Here is a 22,147-nt window from a genome sequence, read left to right on the forward strand (position 1 = left end):
TAATCACCTTAGATCACATTAAAACTCAAGGTATATTTATATCGTTTTAATGCATCACCTTTCATTTCAAAAGGCTGTTGATAGTCAATTTTCAGTAAATACTGACCACGATCTGATAGGTTAAAATTCAAGTGTCCATCTTGATCAGTTTTAAGCGTTTTATAAACTTTTCCTTCACGGCTGTAATCCGTTGTTTGCTGCAAAATTTCAATCTGCAAACCCGCAACCGCTTTTTTATGATCTAGCACTTTCAGTTGTACTGGCTCATTTTGCATAATGGCATTCGGATGAGTTTTAAATTGCACATCAAAGCCATCATGCAAATGATTCACCACTTGTGTAGACGTTACACGGCGCGATACAAAAGTTTCAATGATTTCTTGAGTTTGAATACTTTTGATTTGCGACTTTTTAGTCAACTCGGCTGTATAAATGACATTTGCATTCGCTGTTTTTTGAGGATCACGCACACCATTGATTAACGCTTTCCACTGCTTTTGATCATAAGCAAAACGCGCTGTACTTCCTTGCTTTTCACCGCGAATACGATACGTGCCATCTTGCTTATTTTCTAAACTATAACTGCTGACTGTTTGAGTTTTTGCCCAATCAGCATCCGTTAAATGCAGCTTTTCACCAGACGGTGTATGTACATGGAAATTAAAATTTTTAATGGCTATTTCAGAAACAAACGGATTGTCATAAAAACCAGAAAGAATGGCACTATGATTATTAAATGTTTGATAGTTTAGAGGTGCAACATAAGGATAATGCGCTTCAGCCTGACCAACCGCACACAAAGCGATACAGAGTAAAGTGAATTGTAATTTCATATTGAATAAGTGAGCTTAAATTGTTTGATTCATAGAGATCGTTTCATTTTAGATTCACCCAAGACAATTGTAAATAATTCTTATTATCGTTTATTTTAAGTGCATAAAAAATCCCCCATTTTGGAGGATTATTTTATCAAGCTGCTTTGACTGGCACACCACTATGAAAGCGGAATAACTCATCTGGGCTGCTAATCAGATTTTTTTCAACTTCACGAATATGCTCAATACGCATCTGAATATCTTCTTTCGGGTTCTTTAGCTTATTGGTCGTCGCCACATCCATGGCCAATGCTAAATAGTCCTCATAATGGCGTGATTCAGACTTTAGCAAATAGCGGTAGTAACGACCCAACTCTTCATCCACGTGCGGTGCAAGCGCATAGAAACGTTCGCATGAACGTGCTTCAACGAATGCGCCGATCACCAAAATATCAATTAACGCTTCTGGCTCATAAGTCCGCACTTCTTTACGTAAACCACCTGCATACCGACCAGCACTGATTGCAGTCCATTCCTGACCACGTTTTGCCATCAGTTCCAGCACTTGCTCATAGTGCAGCATTTCTTCACGTACTAGCTGTGCCAGTTTGATTTGTAAATCCGAGAAAAAACTATAACGAAACATCAAATTCATTGCTGTACTTGCTGCTTTCTTTTCACAATTGGCATGATCCTGCATCAGGATATCCAAATTATTTAAAGCTTCATCTAGCCATGCTTTTGGTGTTTCACACCCCAAGAAGCCAATGACTGGCTTCATTAGGGCATCATAATCAATATTTGACATATACTTTACTTAAAAATTAACGTGCAGATTTAATCGCAGCTTTCATTTGTTTTACAGACTGTGCCAATCCAATAAATACAGCATCAGCAATAATCGAGTGACCAATATTTAGTTCATGAATTTGAGCAATGCGCGCAATCGGAGTGACATTGTCAATATTTAAGCCATGACCAGCATTCACAATCAATCCTTTAGATGCCGCATATTCAGCACCTCGAATAATACGTTCCAGCTCTGCTTTCTGCGCTTCAGGTGTTTCAGCATCTGCATATGCACCTGTATGCAACTCAATCGTAGGCGCACCACAGGCAATCGCTGCATCAATTTGAGCAAAGTCAGCATCAATAAATAATGAAACTTCGCAACCAATCGCCGCGAGTGCTTGAGTCGCGTTTTTTACATCTTCAAAATGCCCAACCACATCTAGACCACCTTCAGTCGTGACTTCTTCACGCTTTTCAGGAACAAAGCATACATGATGCGGCTGAATCTCTTTGGCAAATTCAACCATTTCATTGGTCACTGCCATTTCAAGGTTCATATGGGTTTTTAATACAGAACGCATTCGACGTACATCATCATCTTTAATATGGCGACGATCTTCACGTAAATGCAGCGTAATCCCTTCCGCCCCCGCTTGCTCACAAATGATTGCGGCATTCACAGGATCTGGATAAGTTGTCCCACGTGCATTTCGTAGTGTTGCCACATGGTCAATATTTACACCAAGCAAAGCTGCCATAATTCTTTCCTAATGACGTTGAGTTTGAGAATTCTGTATCCACAATTGACGACTTTTTAATGGACGATCGCCAAGCAAGGAAGTAATCATTTGTCGGTACAACTTAGACAGTAATTGTAACTGTTCAGAATTAAATTCCCCACCTTTTTCATAATCACACATACTTAAAATATGTTGACCTGACAATGTTGCGCGTGAGGCTTTAATGACAGGTTGAAAACCTTCATTTAAATGAAATTGATAATTTTCATGAAGCTGAATTTGCTGTTGATTTGCATCAGTTGAATAATCTAGCGCATAACCCAATTCTTCAAGCAACTCATGCTCAAACTGTCTAAGGATTTGTCGCAAAAAAAGATCAGGATTGTCCTGCGCAGACATGCATTGGAGTTGTTCTAAGGTATGCGCATATTGAGCAAATGTCTCTGGCATCTCGACCTCTAAAGGACATAACCTCAATAAAACTTCATTTAAATAAAAACCTGAAAAAAAAGCATCCCCAAAAAAGAAAATGGGTTGATTCACAATTTCAAGTTTACTGAAATTTTTAAGCTCAGACTTGCCGGATGCTTGCAAGCAAATCGGTTGATACTGAGGCGGAGGTGTTTGTCTGAGAATACCGTCAACTCGGCCATGCTCCTGCGTAAACAGGTGCACGATATGACTTTTTTCACGATATTTACGATGGTGAATTAAATAACCATGCAGTATCTCATTACGCATGATTTAAAATATTAATCCTTGTCTTTCTTTTTCTTTTCGTCTTCATCTTCTTCATCATCCCCATCTGGAATGACTGCACCCACAACTGCAGCAGTGCCTTTGACCACGCCCTTTGTGGTTTTATAAGCCACTTTGACAGGAACAGTAACGATTTTATGAATACACCCTTGTAGAAACAAAACACATGCCACTACAGCTAATACTCTCATCATTACTCTTCCCTCAAAGTTTTAAATGTCCAGCAATTAAATATCGCTATAACCCAGGCTTTTCAATGCACGCTCATCATCAGACCAACCACCTTTGACTTTCACCCAAAGTGTCAGCATGATTTTTTGCTCGAACATTTTTTCCATATCCACACGTGCATCCATACCGATTTTCTTCAGTTTGGCACCTTTTTCACCAATCACAATGGCTTTTTGGCCAGAACGATCGACAAAAATCGTCGCATCAATATAGGTACACGCCGCTTTAGGACGACCCGTTTTTGGATTAACCGTTGCTTCTTCTGTTTTAAACGACTCAATTTGAACCGTTAAATCATAAGGCAGCTCTTCACCCAATTGACGCATGATTTTTTCACGGATAATTTCAGACGCAAGGAAGCGCTCTGAACGATCGGTCAATTGCTCAAGTGAATACAATGGTGGTTGGAATGGCAGATATTTCTCAATCGTACTGCGCAAATGATCTAAATTTGCACCACGCAACGCTGACACAGGAACAATTTCTGCAAAATTCATCAATTTTGCACGCTCTTGTATCAAGGGTAATGCATGGTTTTTGTTTTCTAACGTATCAATTTTATTGATCACAAGAATAACCGGCATATCAGCATTTTTTAGTTTTTCTAATACTAAATCATCATTCTGTGTCCATTTGTCTGCATCAATCACAAACAAAACTAAGTTCACATCACGAAGTGCAGAATGTGCCGCACGGTTCATCATTTTATTGATGGCACGGACTTCTTTTTTGTGCATCCCTGGCGTATCCACGAATACTGCCTGAGACTTTTCGCGTGAGTCAATACCCACAATTTTATGACGCGTCGTTTGTGGTTTACGTGACGTAATTGAAAGTTTTTGACCCAAAATATGGTTCATTAACGTTGATTTACCCACGTTTGGACGACCGACAATCGCCACAAAACCACTTTTAAAATCGGCAGGAATTTCAGTACCTTGTGCACTAAAAAACTGACTAATTAAATCGTTACTGTCGCCTTGCGACTCGTGATCAGCATCTACGTGATCGGAATGAGTAGTCATTAAGACTTTTTCTCCAAAATTTCTAAGATTTCTGCCGCTACTGCCTGTTCAGCAAAGCGACGGCTTGAACCTTCACCGTATTTAACAGGTAGCCCTTCTACCGTACATTCAACTTTAAAATGTTGGTTTGGAGCATCACCCTGAATATCTACAACCTCGTAAACCGGGAGAGGTTTTTTACGTGCTTGTAAATACTCTTGTAAACGTGATTTAGGGTCTTTCAGTTGATCGGTCGGTTCAATATGATCTAAATATGGCACATACCATTTAAGAACAATCGGTTCCAGAATTTTTAAATCCTGACAATCGACATAGATTGCTCCAATGATCGATTCAACAGTATCCGCCAGTATAGACTCGCGATGATGACCGCCAGATTTCAACTCACCTGTACTCAAGATTAATTCTTGACTGAGTTTTAAGTCATTGGCAATTTTACCTAACGCTTCCTGACGAACCAGTGTCGCACGCATACGCGTTAGACGCCCTTCATTTTCATGCGGGTAGGCATGGTATAGATAATTGGCAATTATCATACCCAATAATGAATCGCCCAGATATTCTAGGCGTTCATAATTGTATTTATGGCTCACCGATCGGTGGGTCAAGGCCAGTTGTAACAATTCAGGTTGTTTAAACTGATAACCGATACGACTTGCTAAACGAGCTTCATTTAGCTTGGACTGAGCTTTGATCAAAACTTTTCTCGAACTTCAACACAATATCAATATTCAATAAGAAAGGCTTTCTTATTTCATAATCTGTTTTCACTTGTAGACCGTCTACATTAGTGACTTGAGCAATATCTTTAAAGTTTAAATCACGCACACCATTCATATCTAAGCGTTGTGACATTTGTGACTCAAACTTACTAGGAGCAATATTTTTAGGACTGCTCTTCATCAAATCTTCAATTTCATTGTTGACGAGACGGTCGTCAACATACGGTCCCCAAACCGCAATTAATGCTTTAGCTAAAAAAGCAAAACCAATAATAGCAATTAAAATTGCAATATAAGACGTTCCCCGTTGATGTCTCATTTTATTTTCCTGATGTAAGACTAATCAATACTGCCATTACGACTAAATGAAGGCAGTTTTAAACCAGGTTCCTTATGCATCCACTTGTAAAAAGCACGTCCAGTGAGGTTTTCTTCAGGCACAAAGCCCCAAAAACGACTGTCCGCACTTTGATCACGATTATCCCCCATCGCGAAATAGTGACCTTTAGGAACCTTAACTTCCCAATATAAACCATTTTCTGTTGAATATTTACCATTTTCAACATAGTTGATAAATGGCGCTTGGCGCGCAACATTGACACCTTCAAGCTCACGCATGGTAAACGTATGCTTACCCATGGTTTCTTTATGATAAATCGATGTAGGTGTGTCGAGTTGATCTTTTTCACGGCTAAATTCCACAGGAACTTTTGCCACTTTCTGACCATTCACACTCAGTTGACCATGATCATAAATAATATGATCCCCTGGTAAACCAACCACACGTTTAATATAGCTAATGGTTGGTTGTGGTGGATAACGGAATACAATGACATCTCCACGTTCAGGCTCACCAACATCAATAATTTTTTTATTAATAATAGGTAATCGTACGCCATACTGATATTTATTCACCACAATAAAATCACCTGTCTCTAAAGTTGGAACCATAGAGTCTGATGGAATATTAAATGGCTCATATAAGAATGAACGCATTACCAAAACTATCGCTAGAATCGGCCAAAAGTCATAAGCCCATGCGATAACGACATTTTCATTCCCTTTACCTTTGGTCTGTCGTTGTTTCCAGACAAACTTATCCAACAGCCAAATTAAGAAAAAAATGACTGTGGCAGGAACAAGGATCAAATTAAAGTCAAAATCCATGAGCTCATAAACCTCTATTTATTATCTTTCTACTTTCAATACCGCAAGGAACGCTTCTTGTGGGATTTCGACGCTGCCCACTTGTTTCATACGTTTCTTACCTTCTTTTTGTTTCGCAAGAAGTTTCTTCTTACGCGACACGTCACCACCATAACATTTAGCCAAAACGTTTTTACGCATCGCTTTTACAGTTGAACGTGCAATGATTTGCGCGCCAATTGCTGCTTGAATAGCCACATCAAACATTTGACGTGGAATCAAGTCTTTCATTTTTTCAACTAAAGCAATACCACGGTGACGAGCATCTTGGCGGTGACAAATCATGGCCAAGGCATCAACCTTTTCACCGTTGATTAACACATCCACCTTAACTAGGGATGAAGACTCAAAACGCACAAAGTTATAGTCTAACGATGCAAAACCGCGTGAACATGATTTCAATTTATCAAAGAAATCCATCACTACTTCAGCCATTGGAATTTCAAACGTAATGGCCACTTGGTTCGCCATAAACTTCATATTCTTTTGAACGCCGCGACGTTCAACACATAAAGTCATCACATTACCCAAGTATTCTTGCGGTACTAAAATGTGACATTCGGCAATTGGCTCACGTAAGTCTTCAACTGTTGAACCATCAGGCATTTTAGAAGGACTGTCGATATAAATGGTTTGACCATTTTTCATCACCGCTTCATAAATTACGGTTGGTGCTGAAGAAATCAGGTCCAGATCATACTCACGTTCTAAACGTTCTTGTACAATTTCCATGTGCAGCATACCCAAGAAGCCACAACGGAAGCCAAAACCAAGTGCATCTGAACTTTCAGGTTCAAAGAACAACGCTGAGTCATTAATTTGCAGTTTGTGCAGCGCCTCACGGAACGGTTCAAATTCACTTGAATCGATTGGGAATAAACCTGCATAGACCTGTGGTTTCACTTTTTTGAAACCCGGTAAGCTTTGAACTTCTGGTGTAGTTGCCAAGGTAATCGTATCACCAACTGGAGCACCAAAAATATCTTTAATACCCGCGATCACGAAACCAACTTCACCTGCTTCGAGCATGTCAGTTTCTGTATGTTTAGGATTAAAAATACCTACTGAGGTGATGATGTGCGTTTGACCAGTTGATTTCATCAACATTTTATCGCCTTTACGCACACGACCTTCTTTAATACGAACTAAAGAAACCACACCCAAATAGTTGTCGAACCAAGAGTCAACAATTAAGGCTTGTAATGGTGCATTACGATCGCCTTCGGGTGCAGGAATGACATTGACTAGTGTTTCAAGCACCCCTTCAATGCCTAGACCGGTTTTAGCTGAACATGTAGGTGCTTCAGTCGCTTCGATACCAATAATGTCTTCAATTTCTTGAATAACACGCTCTGGCTCTGCTTGCGGCAAATCGATTTTATTTAAAACAGGTAGGACTTCTAAGCCTTGTTCAATTGCTGTATAGCAGTTAGCAACAGACTGGGCTTCTACACCTTGTGCAGCATCGACCACCAATAATGCGCCTTCACATGCAGCAAGTGAACGTGAAACTTCATAAGAAAAGTCAACGTGCCCAGGTGTGTCAATAAAGTTAAGCTGGTATTCTTCACCGTTAGGATGAGTGTAATACAAAGTCACAGACGTAGCTTTAATCGTAATACCACGCTCACGTTCTAATTCCATAGAATCTAGAACCTGTGCCTGCATTTCACGATCTTGCAGGCCACCACAAGTTTGAATAAATCGGTCGGCAAGCGTCGACTTACCATGGTCGATATGCGCAATGATCGAGAAGTTACGAATGTTTTTTATATCAACAGATTTTTTAGCTTGCGCCATGGGCTACCTTGGAAAAATAAAAGCGCTATGCATGCAATTCTTTATGCATAGCAAAAGCCGAATAGAAATTGCCGAGGATTATAGCAGATGGATTTTTCAAAGTATCGAAAATAATGCATTGCTTTTATGCTAAGCACTTATCCTGCGTGTAGAACTTAACTAGTCTTCGCTTTAATATGAGGTTTCAATTAAAAATCAGAAATCATAAGCACTAAAATCAAGCGGATTTATGCTATCTGCGATGGGTTGATAAGCTTGGGTAAATGTTGGCGACATGCGCTTTGGACGGCCTGTAGCAATTTCAATGCATGCCCACTGTGTATTGCCTGTAAATAATATCGCTTTGTCTTTAGGGCGATAAAATACATACTGCCGAAACGAATACAATGCATTGATATCATTTAGCCAAGTTCGTAAAATAATCTCCTCACCTTCGAGCGCTGCTTTACGATATTGCACATGATGCTCAACAGCGACCATGGCATGCTTCAATTCAATATATTCTTTTAAGCCTAAACCCAAAGCTTCAATATGTGCTGTCGCGACATCTTGCATCCAACTGACGTACACCACGTTATTCACATGATTTAATGTGTCGATATGTTCAGCTTGAACTGTAATTTTTAAATCAAAGATATCGCTCATAGCGTCCTGCAAATTTTAAATTGTGGCCCACAGTCTACCCATTTTTATCTAAGGGTGAATTGCAAAAACGCTAAAGTTAAAAAACCACTCGCTTGGAGTGGTTTTCATTCAGCAAATCATTATTGAATGCGCATGCCCACAATCGCACGTTGCCCCTGACGAATCAAAGAAACACGTGCAATGCTGCCATTTTTCAATTCTGAAATAACTTTCACAAAATCTTCTGCATTATTCACAGCTTTATTATTAACTTGAGTCACAACGTCACCCGGCTGAATTCGCGCTTGTGCAGCAATACCACTAGCTCGTACATCTTGAATTAATACACCACCTTTCACACTCAGTTGCTTTAATTCATCTGCAGTTAAATTACGAATTGACACCCCAATCACCGGGCCTTTTTTCACAGGTGCAATTTCAGCTTTTGCAGGCGTATCATCTGGTGCAGTGATCAAGGTTGCTGAAATGTTTTGGCGTTTATCATCACGTAATACTTCAAGCTGAATACTTTGATTAGGACCTGTACGATTGAGATAATTCAGTAGTTCGCCAGTACGTGAAATCGGTGTACCATTAAATTTCAAAATGACATCACCCGCTTTAAAGCCAGCTTTTGCTGCGGGTGAATTCGGTGCAACTTGAGTAATCAATGAGCCCTCAGGTTTTGAAAGGTTATAGGATTCAGCAAGATTCCGATCGATATCTTGCAGCATAACGCCTAAGTAAGCACGTGTCACCTTGCCGTTTTTCTTTAATTGGTCTGCAACATCCATCGCCACATCAATAGGAATCGAGAACGATAAACCCATATAACCACCCGTACCACTAAAGATACGAGAGTTCACCCCAACCACTTCACCAGACTGGTTAAATAAAGGGCCGCCTGAGTTTCCGGGGTTCAATGCCACATCGGTTTGAATAAATGGAACCGAGGTTTCTCCCATCATATTGCGCATTTTCGCACTGACAATCCCTGCCGAAGCTGAATAGTCAAAACCAAATGGTGAACCAATAGCCAACACTGGCTCACCTACACGTAAACGGTCAACATTACCTGTGCGTAGCTCTGGAAAATTTGAACCTTTCACCTTTAGCAAAGCCACATCAGTCCGCTCATCACTCCCCACAACGGTGGCATCAATTTCACGGCGGTCATTCAATACGATGGTGACTTTCGATGCATCTTCTACCACATGGTGATTAGTTAATAGATAACCATCTTTACTAATAAAGAATGCGCTTCCATAACCGGTCTTTTCTTGCGGCATTTTTTGCTGCGGGATAACGACCTGATTACCGAAAAAGCGTCGTAATATTTCTGGGACTTGTTGCTGCAAAAGCTCTTCTTGACTAAGCTTTTTAACCACATTCACGCTTACGACAGCTGGGCTGACTTGTTCAACCAAATTGGAAAAATCAACAGGACCCGCTGCCTGAGTCTGCACGCTAGCAACCGTAAACACAGCTGCATAGAGTCCCTTTTGTAAATACGATTTATTCATTGTTAGCATTCACTCAATTGTGCTTATCATTTGAAATACGTTAGTTTTTATCACAATGCAAGTCTAAGCTTCGTAATAAAATGTTTGATGATTATTTATGATAAACAATCTTAAACATTCCTTAAATATTACAGATCTATGAATATTTTTCATTATTTAGTTAATTTATAGTCATTGCGTTTTTAGGCAAAAACAGTTGTGATGATCGGACATTTTTAAAATTAGCTGATGGACATGTCTAATTTAAACACGACACATCAATTTGATGTGATTATTGTGGGAAGTGGCGGTGCAGGCCTAAGTTTAGCCCTATCGTTACCAGATCATTTTAATATTGCTGTTTTAGCTAAATCGACGCTGACGGATGCCAGTACATATTATGCCCAAGGTGGTGTTGCTGCCGTCCTCGATAAAACAGATTCTATTGAACAACATATCAATGACACCATGATTGCCGGTGCGCATTTATGTGAAATGGCAGCGGTAAAACAAACCGTTGAAGGTGGTAAATCTTCTGTCGATTTTCTACTGAATCAGGGTGTGCAATTTACTTTAGACGACCAAGAACAGTTACATCTGACACGTGAAGGTGGTCACTCTCACCGGCGGATTATCCATGCAGCAGATGCCACAGGTCGTGCTATTTCCACAACATTGGTTGAACGTGCGCAAGAAAAAGCCAATATTCATATTTTTGAAAATTTTATTGCAATCGATTTAATCACCGCACAAAAATTAAATCCTGAAGCTGAAAACCGTGCTCTCGGTCTATATGCTTTAGATGAAAAAACCGAAAAAGTACATACCTTTTTAGCACCGTTCACTGCCCTTGCCTGTGGTGGTGCCATGAAGGCATATTTATATACATCAAATCCCGACATTGCGACGGGTGATGGTATTGCCATGGCGTATCGTGCAGGCTGCCGTGTTGCCAATATGGAGTTTAACCAATTCCATCCAACCTGTTTATATCATCCTCAAGCTCGCTCTTTCTTAATTACCGAAGCGATGCGTGGCGAAGGTGCCTATTTACGTCTTCCAGATGGTGAACGCTTTATGCTGCGCTTTGATGAGCGTGCCGAATTAGCACCACGCGATATCGTAGCGCGCGCTATTGATTATGAAATCAAACGTCTAGGAATCCGTCATGTTTGGCTTGATATCACCCATAAACCTGCAGAATTTGTCAAAGAACATTTCCCAACATTGTATGAACGCTTAATGGAACTCGGTATTGATATTACCAAAGAAATGATTCCGGTGGTTCCGGCAGCACACTACACCTGTGGTGGCGTTGTGGTTGATGAAAACAGTCAGACCGATATTCCAGGCCTATATGCCATTGGAGAAACCTCTTATACCGGCCTACATGGTGCAAACCGTATGGCAAGTAACTCCTTACTTGAATGTTTCGTCTATGGTATGAGTGCTTCAACACATATCACAGCACAACATCAAGGGACTTATCAGGCGCCTCATGTCCCAGAATGGGATGACTCGCAAGTGACTAACCCTGATGAAGATGTAGTGATTTTGCAAAATTGGGACGAGCTTCGCCAAACCATGTGGAACTACGTGGGCATTGTCAGAACGACCAAGCGGCTTCAACGAGCGCTCCATCGTATTGAAATGCTTAAGCGTGAAATCACCGAGTATTATCAAGATTATCAAGTCAGTAAAAATCTGATTGAACTCCGTAACTTAGTATTGGTATCAGAAATGATTGTGCGCTGTGCAATGGAACGTAAAGAGTCTCGTGGTCTGCATTTCACTTTAGACTATCCTGAACAAGCAGACGAACTACGTAAAACTGTGTTAAGTCCACCCGATTTCCAAGTGGAATGTCCATTGGTGAATACAGAACTGGTTTCTTAAACATCTAAAATGTCTAAAAACCATAAAAAGCCGAATATAAATTCGGCTTTTTATTTGAATCAGCAAATGCAATTGAGCCTTTATATTCGTTTTGGTGGAATAGAATAACTCCCTGTTATATGTGCAACAGGCTCATCCACACCTGCTGAATACACCAACACCTCACCATAAATTATACTTTTGCCCACTTTCAGCAATCGACACTCGCCTATTAAATCTTGATTGGCTTCGGGTTTTCTTAAAAAATTAATATTCATATTGGTCGTGACCGCCAGTCCTACAATCCCGATCTCCCCCAATATAGCCACATATAGCGCAAAGTCCGCCAAAGTCATCATAGTCGGGCCTGAAACAGTATTGCCAGGCCGCAAATCTTTTTCAGTCACATGCCAAATTAAAGTGGCAGCCTTTTCTCCAACTTCTACAATAGTGCAATGCTTTAAGCTTGGCGCAAATTCAGTCTTAAGGAAATTGATAATCTCCTGTTTTGTAGCATGCATAAAAAAATCATCCATAACTTATGCTATGAATGATTTTTAAATCAAATACCCAAAGATTACTATGGCATTTTAAATCTGTTGCAAATGCAATAATGCCTGTTGAAAAACCTCTTCAGGTGTTTGCGTCGCATCGAGGCGCTTCATGCGTGCAGGTTCATTTTCGTGAATTTCAGCAAAACCTGAACGCACTTTTTCAAAGAACGTTGCTTTCTCTTGCTCAAAACGATCTAAAGCACCACGTTCACGTGCACGTAACATCCCCGTTTCAATTGGAGCATCCAACCAAAAGGTAATATCTGGCATACGCGCCACAAAACCGTCATTTAAAACTTTCAGTTTTTCTCGGTCCAAACCACGACCTGCACACTGATATGCAAAACTCGAATCTGTAAAACGGTCACATAAAACGATTTTATCTGCAGCCAACGCCGGCAGAATCACGGCTTCTAAATGCTGCGCACGTGCCGCATACATCAGCAATAACTCAGTATCATTACTCATAGTTTCTTCGTGGTTCACTGAAAGCAACAATGAGCGAATTTGCTCTGCCATGGGAGTACCACCCGGCTCACGGGTTAATACCACATCTTTCGCTAAGTGTTGGAAATGCTCATGTAGTTTACGAATCAATGTGGTTTTACCCACACCTTCCGTGCCTTCAAAACTAATAAACATGCTCACTCCTCAATTTTTCGCACGAATTACCGATAAATACTCTTGTACCGCTCGGTTATGGTCTGACAAATTACTGCTAAATTTATGACCACCGTTACCTGTTGCCACGAAATAAATGTTATTTGACGCATCTGGATGCATCGCGGCTTCAATAGCTTTTTGACTTGGCAAAGCAATCGGTGTAGGCGGTAAGCCGTTGATCGTATAAGTATTATATGCTGTAGGTGTACGTAGGTCTTGGCGAGTAATATTGCCTTGATATTTATCGCCCATGCCATAAATAACCGTAGGGTCCGTTTGTAAACGCATGCCTTGTTGCAAACGACGGACAAACACCCCTGATACTTGCTCTAACTCACGATCAAGACTGGTTTCTTTTTCAATAATCGACGCCATAATCAAGGCTTCATATTTATCTTTATACGGTAAATTTTGAGCTCGATTATTCCAAGCCTGATCTAATGCTTTGATTTGTCGGTTATACAAATCCTTCAAAATTTTGCGATCAGACTCGCCTTTTGCAAAGAAATAAGTATTCGGAGCAAATAAACCTTCTGGGTGTGAATAAGGAATACCTAGTTCCTGCAAAATCTTTGAATAAGGCAGATTGCTAATGTCATGCGTTACCAATGGGTCATTTTTTAAAGCATCAATGAGTTGCTTAAATGTCGTCCCTTCGATCACTAAAATTCGATTCATTTGCGCATTTTCAGAGTTAGAAATCAGTTTCATGACTTCACGTACGCTCATGCCTTCATGGATTTCATATACACCCGCTTTCAAGGTGTCATTGATCATGAATTTTTGGTACAACTTCAAAATAATAGGAAAATGAACTTGTTTCTCTTTGGCCAGTCGGTCAATAAATCCTGAATAGGTATCCCCTGCACCAATCGCCAACATTTGCTTTTTGCCTTCCACAGGATAGGCTTTAAATAAACTCGACCACAGTAAGATCGCCGCAAGTACAACGATACCAAGTAGCACAACCAAACATGCTTTAAATGGAAAACCTGCTTTGGCAGATTTTTTCTTATTTGTTTTTTTAGACGCGGTGGACATATTAACGAATCTGACTTAATTGAAGTGTTCGGAAAAGTTCAATACAAGCTTGAACATCTAACTCAACTCCATTCAGAGTTGATGCAATTTTCATGGGACTTAAAGCATTGCAGAAAAAAACACTCTGAAAATGCGGAATTTCATCCATATTGACGTGACGTTGAGTACATGGAATCTGATGCTGCTGCATCCGTTTTAAAATTTCTGCACGCATGACACCATGCACGCCATTATAACGAAGTTCGGGCGTAATCCATCCTTCATTTGTGCGAATAAAACAATTACTGCTCACACCTTCAACAACTGTACCTTGTACATCCGTCACCAAAGCTTCGCCCCATTGAGTTTGATCCAACTCTGCTTTGAGCATGACTTGTTCTAATCGATTTAAGGACTTCAAGCCCACCAAACTTGGCATGGTTAACCCAATGGCTTGATGTAATACACCACTTTTGACAGTTTCATACTTAAAATCTGCAACGGTTTTAGGGTAATAAAACACCCAAACATCTGCTGGATGCTCAGGTAAACTATAACCACGCTGACCGATACCACGACTCAACACAATTTTTAAAGTGCCATTGACGACATTTTGTTTACGTAACAATTTTAAAGTGTCTTCAATAAGGTTTAAATCTGCATTTAGCTTTAATCGCTCATTGCTCAGTTTTAATCGTGTAATATGTAAAGCTAAAAGTTCTATTTGTCCTTGGCGAATACGTGCCGTGCTAAAACAGCCATCGCCATAGTGAAAGGCGCGATCCAGTAAATTAACTTGTTCTATTTGCTGCGCATTTTTAAAACACTGCATACGTCGTCATCCCAATTACATCACTTTATTTTAAAAAATAATTGCTCAGCATATATTTCTTTTTTGTTCATATTAAATTCTTTTTTAATTATTTTTTTCTGCATAAAAACTACAGATATTCTTGCCTCATCCAACAAAACATGTATAAAAATTGAGGACAACATGAATCTATCTAAATTAAAACTTGGGGTTTTGGCTGCATTCATTTCTGCCACAGCATTTAGTGCATCTGCCAAAGATTTCTTAAATGTGTCATATGATCCAACCCGTGAATTGTATGACAACTTCAATAAAGACTTTAGTGTTTACTGGAAAAAAACCACAGGCCAAGACATTAACTTTAAACAATCTCATGGTGGATCAGGTAAACAGGCTCGTGCAGTTATTGATGGTCTAGATGCAGATGTCGTCACTTTGGCTTTGGCTGCAGATATTGATGAAATAGCTGCACGTGGTTTAGTTGCAAAAGACTGGCAAAAGAAATTCCCACAAAACTCAACGCCATATACATCGACCATTGTGTTCTTAGTGCATAAAGGCAACCCGAAAGGCATTAAAGACTGGGGCGATTTAATTAAACCGGGTGTCGACATTATTACCCCGAACCCAAAAACATCGGGCGGTGCGCGTTGGAACTATTTAGCAGCGTGGGCTTGGGCCAAACATCAAGCAGGTGGTAATGATACAAAAGCCCAAGAATTTGTCCGCCAAATCTATAAGCAAACCAAAGTCCTCGACTCAGGCGCACGTGGTGCAACAACTACATTCGCTGAACGTGGTATTGGTGACGTGTTATTGGCTTGGGAAAATGAAGCACATTTGGCAGTTCGTGAACAGCCGGGTAAGTTTGAGATTGTGACCCCTTCACTTTCTATCTTGGCCGAGCCGCCTGTTGCGATTGTAGAAAAAAATGCCAAGAAAGATGGCAATGAAAATTTAGCCAAAGCGTATTTAAATTATCTGTACTCACCTGCAGGTCAAACCATTGCAGCACAGAACTATTATCGTCCACGCAATGCTGCGGTATTGGCAAAATATAAATCCGTCTTTAAACCTTTAAAATTAGTGACTATAGATAAAGAGTTTGGCGGCTGGAGCAAAGTACAGAAAAAACATTTTGAAAATGGTGGCGTCTTTGACCAAATCGTGAAGACCAATAATTCCAAATAATGCTTTAGATACAGGAAAGCATCTTCCTTTCGCATAAGGTCGATGCTTTTTTTTCGTATACACACCTGTTATCTTTTTTATTCATATAAAATTCGTTTTTAATTATTTTTTATGCATAAAGATTGGCGCTATTCTTCACCCATGTTACAGACAAAGTAAAAATTATTGAGGTTCACATGAGTATTTCCGCAAAATTTAAATTGGGTGTTCTTGCTGCCGTCATCTCGACAGTTTCTTTTGGCGCAGCTGCAAAAGACTTTTTAAACGTATCTTACGACCCAACGCGTGAACTCTATGAAAGTGTGAATAAAGACTTCAGCAAATATTGGGAAAGCCGTACAGGTCAAAAAATTAATTTTAAACAATCTCATGGTGGTTCAGGCAAACAAGCGCGTGCAGTCATTGATGGCTTAGATGCCGATGTAGTGACTTTAGCACTTGCAGCGGATATTGATGTGATTGCAGAAAAAGCCAAACTTTTACCTGCAGATTGGCAAAAGAAACTTCCACAAAACTCAACACCATATACTTCAACCATTGTGTTCTTAGTCCGTAAAGGCAACCCAAAAGCAGTTAAAGATTGGGGCGATCTGGTTAAACCAGGCGTAGGTATTATTACCCCAAACCCGAAAACTTCAGGCGGTGCGCGTTGGAACTATCTAGCTGCATGGGCTTGGGCAAAACATCAAACGGGTGGTAATGATACAACGGCTCAAGAATTTGTCCGTAAGATTTATAAAAACACCAAAGTACTCGATTCAGGCGCACGTGGTTCGACTACGACCTTTGCTGAACGTGGCATTGGTGATGTATTACTGGCTTGGGAAAATGAAGCACATTTAGCGATTCGTGAACAACCGGGTAAATTTGAAATTGTGACCCCTTCACTTTCAATTTTAGCTGAGCCCCCTGTTGCTGTTTTAGAAAAAAACGCAGAGAAAAAAGGTAATCTTTATTTAGCCAAAGGTTATTTAAACTTCCTTTATTCACCACGTGGTCAGCAAATCGCAGCTCAGAACTTTTACCGTCCACGTAACGCTACAACGCTTGCACAATACGCATCAGTCTTTAAGCCACTTAAACTCGTAACCATTGATAAAGAATTTGGTGGTTGGGATAAAGTCCAAAAAGCACACTTTGAAAATGGCGGCGTGTTTGACCAAATCGTCAAAGCCAACAATGGAAAATAAGACCAGTCATTGGCTGAATCAGGAGAACTTGACATGACACATACAGTAATTGTCCCGGGTGTAGGCGGTAGTGAACACGCACATTGGCAATCTTGGTTACAACGTCAGCTCATGTCTAGCTCTCGTGTTCAGCAAAAGGATTGGAATCACCCTGTACTAAAAGAATGGATTAAACAATTCGTTCAAACCGTACGACCGTTACAGGGTGAAATTCAAATTGTGGCGCATAGCTTTGGTTGTTTAACCACGGTGGCAGCATTGGCCTTGCATCCAGAACTCAATAAAAAAATCAAAAATTTAGTTTTGGTCGCACCCGCCAATCCAGCACGCTTTGGAGAAAACGGCTTTGCACGCGACAGTACAACGGATTACAAAGCATTTTTTCATCAGCTAACTATTCGTGTGCCGACAACGATGTTGATTAGTGAAAATGATCCTTGGCTTGGCTTTGAAGATGCAAAACAACTTGCAGGTGCTTGGAAGCTTTACCCTGTGAATATGGGCGCTGTGGGTCACATTAATGTTGCATCAGGTTTTGGGCCGTTTCCTGAAATTTTCAATTACTTAATTTCAGAAAACCACATGAAACATATCAGCTTTACTGATGAAAACAAGTATTTATTTCAATTTGCTTTTTAAGTACTGAGCATTAAGCTTGTCGCAAAATCATTTATTCAATTTTGCTGACCTTTTAAGTCAGCTTTTCTCATTTTGAGGAGTCATCATGTCGCAGCGATCCCGAGTGCTGCCAGGATTTGGTCTTTCTCTAGGCTTTACCCTAGCGTATTTATCCTTAATTGTGCTCATTCCCCTTTCGGCCGTATTTATTAAATCGTTAGGTATCGGTTGGGAAGGACTATGGGAGATTTTAAGCTCAGAACGTATTTTAAAATCGTTACAACTGAGTTTTAGTGCCGCCATTATTGCTGCGTTAGTCAATGTGGTTTTTGGTTTGCTCTTAGCATGGTGTTTGGTTCGCTATACCTTCCCGGGTAAACGTATTATCGATGCATTGGTTGATTTACCTTTTGCATTGCCAACTGCCGTTGCTGGTATTGCACTGACTTCGTTATATGCACCGACTGGTTGGATCGGTCAGTACCTTGAACCCATTGGCATTAAAGTCGCATATACCCCGATCGGTATTACCTTGGCCCTCATCTTTATTGGTATTCCTTTTGTGGTTCGCACTGTACAGCCTGTACTGAGCGACCTAGAAACTGAACTTGAAGAAGCAGCTTCTGCACTGGGTGCAAATCGCTTTCAGATCGTGACCAAAGTGATCTTACCTATTCTATTTCCTGCGCTGTTAACAGGTTTTGCTTTGGCATTTGCTCGTGGTGTGGGTGAATATGGATCGGTGATTTTTATCGCAGGTAACCAACCCTTCAAGACTGAAATTGCCCCATTGATGATTATCTCTCGCCTTGAAGAATATGATTATGCAGGTGCGACCACGATTGCAGTTGTGATGCTGGTGATTTCTTTTGCTATTTTATTCTTAATTAACTTGGTTCAAGCATGGGCAAGTCGCCGTACAGGGAGAACTGCACGATGAATACGAATAGTAATGCGCTTGCGGAAAAATTACAGTCGCGTGATGCAACGCGTGAACCAACATGGGTTCGTTATACCCTGATCATCATTGCTTTAATTTTCTTCTTAAGCTGCCTGATTCTGCCATTGGTTTTGGTCTTCGTTGAGGCCTTTAAACAAGGTGTTGGCGTTTACTTCCAAGCACTTGTTCATCCAGACACATTATCTGCAGTGAAACTGACATTATTAACAGCTGTGATTGCCGTACCGTTAAACGTGGTCTTTGGTGTAGCAGCGGCATGGTCTGTTGCCAAGTTTAATTTCCGTGGTAAATCTATTTTAACTACGATTATTGATATGCCATTTTCAGTCTCTCCAGTCATTGCAGGCTTAATGTTGGTACTGATTTTTGGTACTCAAGGTTGGTTAGGCGGCTGGCTGATGGATAACGACATCAAAATTTTGTATGCCGTTCCAGCCATCGTCCTTGCCACTGTGTTTATTACCGTTCCTTTTGTGGCACGTGAGTTGATTCCATTAATGGAAGCTCAAGGGACTGAGGAAGAAGAAGCAGCTATCGTATTGGGTGCTTCAGGCTGGCAGACCTTCTGGAAAGTGACACTTCCAAATATTAAATGGGGCTTAATCTACGGCGTGATTCTCTGTAATGCACGTGCAATGGGTGAGTTTGGTGCTGTTTCTGTGGTTTCAGGTCACATTCGTGGCGAAACCAACACCTTACCGCTACACGTAGAAATCCTTTATAACGAATATACCTTTAGTGCTGCTTTTGCTGTGTCTTCACTATTAGCGCTCTTGGCGATTGTGACCCTGATTTTAAAAACATGGGTTGAACTACGTCAGGAACGACAAGACAAGCGTAAAGAAGATTCACAAGTTTCTTAAGGAATGACCTCATGAGTATTCAAGTAAAAAATATTGAAAAACACTTTGGTGCATTCCATGCACTTAAAAATATCTCTTTAGATTTCCCTGATGGTCAGCTCGTTGCGCTGCTTGGCCCATCTGGCTGTGGTAAAACTACCCTATTGCGTATCATTGCAGGTCTTGAATCTGCCGATGGCGGTCAAGTCATTCTAGAAGGTGAAGATGCCACTAAAGTTCACGTCCGTGAACGTGAAGTTGGTTTTGTATTCCAGCATTATGCACTGTTCCACCATATGACCGTATTTGACAACATTGCTTTTGGTTTACGCGTACGCCCACGTGCAACACGTCCATCTGAAGCGGAAATCAAAAAACGGGTTACTCGTTTGCTTGATCTTGTTCAGCTTGGTTTCTTGGCTGACCGTTACCCAGCTCAGCTTTCAGGTGGTCAACGTCAACGTATTGCCTTAGCGCGTGCTTTAGCGGTTGAACCGCGTGTGTTATTACTGGATGAACCTTTTGGTGCATTGGATGCCAAAGTTCGTAAAGAATTACGCCGCTGGTTACGTACCTTACATGACGAACTCCACATCACCTCTATTTTCGTGACCCATGACCAAGAAGAAGCGCTTGAAGTGGCCGATCAAATCATTGTGATGAACAAAGGCAACGTTGAACAGATTGGCTCGCCGCGTGAAGTTTATGAAAAACCTGCAACACCGTTTGTATTTGACTTTTTAGGTCAAGCCAACCGTTTTGAAGGTCAAAATAGTAATGGCCTTTTTCAAATTGGTGAAGACCGAATTTTGTTGCCACAAAATGCCAATGCACCGCAAGGCAATGTCATTGCCTTTGCTCGTCCGGATGAACTGCGTATTCATGCACAGCCGCAAGAAAATGCCATCCAAGCGACTTTTGTACGTGAGCTTTGGATTGCAGGTAAAGTCATTGCTGAACTGCATGACCGCCAAGGCAATCTGATCGAAATTTCATTAACGGCTGATGAAGCGAAAGCACATCAATTCCGCCCAAATCAAACGGTATGGTTAAGTGCAACTAACTTGCATTTATTTGAAAACCAAGTTGCATAAAACAATAAGTTGGGGCCTTCACAAGCCCCACTTGCTTTTAAGGTAAAATAAAATTATGAATTTCCAACAATTAAGAATTATTCGAGAAACCGTACGTCAGAATTTTAATTTAACAGAAGCATCTGCTGCACTTTACACCTCGCAGTCTGGCGTGAGTAAACACATCAAAGATTTAGAAGATGAACTTGGTGTACAGCTGTTTATTCGTAAAGGTAAACGTCTACTCGGTTTAACCGAACCAGGCCAGTCATTATTGGGTATCGTTGAACGCATGCTCGTGGATGCTGACAATATTAAACGTCTGGCAGATGACTTTAACAAAGTAGATGAAGGGACATTGACGATTGCGACCACACATACGCAAGCACGTTATGTCTTGCCGCCGATTGTGAACCAATTTAAAAAAGAATTTCCAAAAGTTCATCTAATTTTGCAACAAGCAAGCCCTGTTGAAATTACAGAAATGCTCCTTCAAGGTGAAGCGGATATCGGGATCGCAACCGAATCATTAACCAATGAAGATAACCTGGCAAGCGTGCCTTACTACAACTGGCAACACAGCATCATCACGCCTAAAGAGCATCCACTGACCCAAAAATCAAATATCACTATTGAAGATTTGTCGAACTATCCAATTATTACCTATCACGGTGGTTTTACAGGTCGTTCAAAAATTGATAAAGCCTTTGAAGATTCAGGCTTTGATGTTGATATCGTGATGTCCGCACTTGATGCAGACGTTATTAAAACCTATGTTGAACTTAATATGGGCGTGGGTATTGTCAACGATGTAGCATATGACCCAGAACGTGATTACCGTTTAAAACAAATTCCTACCGATATTTTTGGTGTTAATACCACTTGGATTGCTGTTCGCAAAGGACATTTACTACGCGGTTATGGCTATGAGTTTATTTCTTTATGTTCACCAGATGCTGACATCAAAGCGTTGAAAAAAGTCGCTTACCCAGAAGAATGATAGGCCAATTGACGAATTAAAGAGGACACCTACTGTCCTCTTTTTTTGGTAAACACATATTTTATCTAAGTTTTCTTGGCTTTATTTTTAATTTTGATTAAAATACATCCAACACAATAAAAATTAAAACCTT

At 40.5% G+C, this 22,147-nt stretch carries 24 protein-coding genes; 8 read left to right on the forward strand and 16 right to left on the reverse strand.

Going from position 1 to position 22,147, the window contains the following annotated elements:
* Window positions 1–8: 8 nt before the first annotated feature.
* The 12 genes from FTT72_RS00495 to FTT72_RS00550 form a co-directional block, all read right to left on the reverse strand.
* Window positions 9–833: a DUF4198 domain-containing protein gene (locus tag FTT72_RS00495; RefSeq protein WP_180177688.1), complete on the reverse strand. Its 825-nt coding sequence runs from the start codon at window positions 831–833 to the stop codon at window positions 9–11.
* 136 nt (window positions 834–969) lie between these two features.
* A complete protein-coding gene (locus tag FTT72_RS00500) occupies window positions 970–1,623 on the reverse strand; it encodes a tRNA-(ms[2]io[6]A)-hydroxylase (protein ID WP_078190322.1) in 654 nt (217 codons plus the stop codon).
* 16 nt (window positions 1,624–1,639) lie between these two features.
* Window positions 1,640–2,365 carry a pyridoxine 5'-phosphate synthase gene (gene pdxJ / locus FTT72_RS00505; RefSeq protein ID WP_111883982.1) on the reverse strand — a complete coding sequence of 242 codons (726 nt, stop codon included), beginning with the start codon at window positions 2,363–2,365 and terminating at the stop codon, window positions 1,640–1,642.
* Window positions 2,366–2,374: 9 nt separating this feature from the next.
* Window positions 2,375–3,091, reverse strand: a complete 717-nt coding sequence (gene recO / locus FTT72_RS00510) for a DNA repair protein RecO (RefSeq protein WP_180063440.1) — start codon at window positions 3,089–3,091, stop codon at window positions 2,375–2,377.
* A gap of 8 nt (window positions 3,092–3,099) precedes the next feature.
* On the reverse strand, window positions 3,100–3,300 hold the full coding sequence (locus tag FTT72_RS00515) for an NF038104 family lipoprotein (RefSeq protein ID WP_180063409.1): 201 nt from the start codon (window positions 3,298–3,300) through the stop codon (window positions 3,100–3,102).
* Between the two features lie 33 nt (window positions 3,301–3,333).
* Window positions 3,334–4,362 (reverse strand): GTPase Era, encoded by a 1,029-nt coding sequence (era, locus tag FTT72_RS00520; protein WP_067765139.1) that lies wholly within the window; start codon window positions 4,360–4,362, stop codon window positions 3,334–3,336.
* The gene (rnc, locus tag FTT72_RS00525) at window positions 4,362–5,060 is read right to left on the reverse strand and encodes a ribonuclease III (protein WP_111883979.1); all 699 of its coding nucleotides are present in this window, start codon (window positions 5,058–5,060) and stop codon (window positions 4,362–4,364) included. Before rnc ends, era begins: the two co-directional genes overlap by 1 nt.
* Window positions 5,032–5,403 (reverse strand): DUF4845 domain-containing protein, encoded by a 372-nt coding sequence (locus FTT72_RS00530; RefSeq protein ID WP_180007637.1) that lies wholly within the window; start codon window positions 5,401–5,403, stop codon window positions 5,032–5,034. The genes rnc and FTT72_RS00530 overlap by 29 nt, the downstream gene beginning before the upstream one ends.
* Window positions 5,404–5,423: 20 nt before the next feature.
* Entirely contained in the window at window positions 5,424–6,251 is an 828-nt protein-coding gene (gene lepB / locus FTT72_RS00535) for a signal peptidase I (protein ID WP_180109508.1), read from the reverse strand.
* A 21-nt stretch (window positions 6,252–6,272) separates the two neighbouring features.
* Window positions 6,273–8,090 (reverse strand): translation elongation factor 4, encoded by a 1,818-nt coding sequence (gene lepA / locus FTT72_RS00540; protein ID WP_078192005.1) that lies wholly within the window; start codon window positions 8,088–8,090, stop codon window positions 6,273–6,275.
* Between the two features lie 195 nt (window positions 8,091–8,285).
* Window positions 8,286–8,735 (reverse strand): thioesterase family protein, encoded by a 450-nt coding sequence (locus FTT72_RS00545; protein ID WP_180003252.1) that lies wholly within the window; start codon window positions 8,733–8,735, stop codon window positions 8,286–8,288.
* 119 nt (window positions 8,736–8,854) lie between these two features.
* A complete protein-coding gene (locus FTT72_RS00550; protein WP_168378034.1) occupies window positions 8,855–10,237 on the reverse strand; it encodes a Do family serine endopeptidase in 1,383 nt (460 codons plus the stop codon).
* Between the two features lie 228 nt (window positions 10,238–10,465).
* Here FTT72_RS00550 and nadB point away from each other — a divergent pair, with 228 nt between their 5' ends.
* Window positions 10,466–12,112, forward strand: a complete 1,647-nt coding sequence (gene nadB / locus FTT72_RS00555) for an L-aspartate oxidase (RefSeq protein ID WP_180026880.1) — start codon at window positions 10,466–10,468, stop codon at window positions 12,110–12,112.
* A gap of 80 nt (window positions 12,113–12,192) precedes the next feature.
* Here nadB and FTT72_RS00560 read toward each other — a convergent pair whose 3' ends face one another.
* From FTT72_RS00560 to pabC, 4 genes are all read right to left on the reverse strand, one after another.
* The gene (locus FTT72_RS00560; protein ID WP_180003387.1) at window positions 12,193–12,612 is read right to left on the reverse strand and encodes a PaaI family thioesterase; all 420 of its coding nucleotides are present in this window, start codon (window positions 12,610–12,612) and stop codon (window positions 12,193–12,195) included.
* Window positions 12,613–12,681: 69 nt separating this feature from the next.
* Window positions 12,682–13,287: a dTMP kinase gene (gene tmk / locus FTT72_RS00565; RefSeq protein ID WP_180003256.1), complete on the reverse strand. Its 606-nt coding sequence runs from the start codon at window positions 13,285–13,287 to the stop codon at window positions 12,682–12,684.
* Window positions 13,288–13,296: 9 nt separating this feature from the next.
* The gene (gene mltG, locus FTT72_RS00570) at window positions 13,297–14,349 is read right to left on the reverse strand and encodes an endolytic transglycosylase MltG (protein ID WP_180146562.1); all 1,053 of its coding nucleotides are present in this window, start codon (window positions 14,347–14,349) and stop codon (window positions 13,297–13,299) included.
* A gap of 1 nt (window position 14,350) precedes the next feature.
* On the reverse strand, window positions 14,351–15,160 hold the full coding sequence (pabC, locus tag FTT72_RS00575; protein ID WP_180177689.1) for an aminodeoxychorismate lyase: 810 nt from the start codon (window positions 15,158–15,160) through the stop codon (window positions 14,351–14,353).
* A gap of 162 nt (window positions 15,161–15,322) precedes the next feature.
* Between pabC and FTT72_RS00580 the strand changes: the two genes are divergently transcribed.
* From FTT72_RS00580 to FTT72_RS00610, 7 genes are all read left to right on the forward strand, one after another.
* Complete coding sequence (locus tag FTT72_RS00580) at window positions 15,323–16,330, forward strand: sulfate ABC transporter substrate-binding protein (protein WP_078190339.1); 1,008 nt, start codon at window positions 15,323–15,325, stop codon at window positions 16,328–16,330.
* Between the two features lie 176 nt (window positions 16,331–16,506).
* A complete protein-coding gene (locus FTT72_RS00585; protein ID WP_180177690.1) occupies window positions 16,507–17,520 on the forward strand; it encodes a sulfate ABC transporter substrate-binding protein in 1,014 nt (337 codons plus the stop codon).
* A 33-nt stretch (window positions 17,521–17,553) separates the two neighbouring features.
* Complete coding sequence (locus tag FTT72_RS00590; RefSeq protein WP_180003264.1) at window positions 17,554–18,159, forward strand: alpha/beta hydrolase; 606 nt, start codon at window positions 17,554–17,556, stop codon at window positions 18,157–18,159.
* 85 nt (window positions 18,160–18,244) lie between these two features.
* Complete coding sequence (gene cysT, locus FTT72_RS00595; RefSeq protein ID WP_180003266.1) at window positions 18,245–19,078, forward strand: sulfate ABC transporter permease subunit CysT; 834 nt, start codon at window positions 18,245–18,247, stop codon at window positions 19,076–19,078.
* The gene (gene cysW / locus FTT72_RS00600; protein ID WP_078192018.1) at window positions 19,075–19,962 is read left to right on the forward strand and encodes a sulfate ABC transporter permease subunit CysW; all 888 of its coding nucleotides are present in this window, start codon (window positions 19,075–19,077) and stop codon (window positions 19,960–19,962) included. The genes cysT and cysW overlap by 4 nt, the downstream gene beginning before the upstream one ends.
* Before the next feature lie 11 nt (window positions 19,963–19,973).
* Window positions 19,974–21,035: a sulfate/molybdate ABC transporter ATP-binding protein gene (locus FTT72_RS00605; RefSeq protein WP_180177691.1), complete on the forward strand. Its 1,062-nt coding sequence runs from the start codon at window positions 19,974–19,976 to the stop codon at window positions 21,033–21,035.
* A gap of 55 nt (window positions 21,036–21,090) precedes the next feature.
* Window positions 21,091–22,014, forward strand: a complete 924-nt coding sequence (locus FTT72_RS00610; protein WP_180022494.1) for a CysB family HTH-type transcriptional regulator — start codon at window positions 21,091–21,093, stop codon at window positions 22,012–22,014.
* The last annotated feature ends 133 nt before the right edge of the window (window positions 22,015–22,147 follow it).

The organism is Acinetobacter sp. YH01005 (genome assembly GCF_013420465.1).
Taxonomy (GTDB): domain Bacteria; phylum Pseudomonadota; class Gammaproteobacteria; order Pseudomonadales; family Moraxellaceae; genus Acinetobacter; species Acinetobacter amyesii.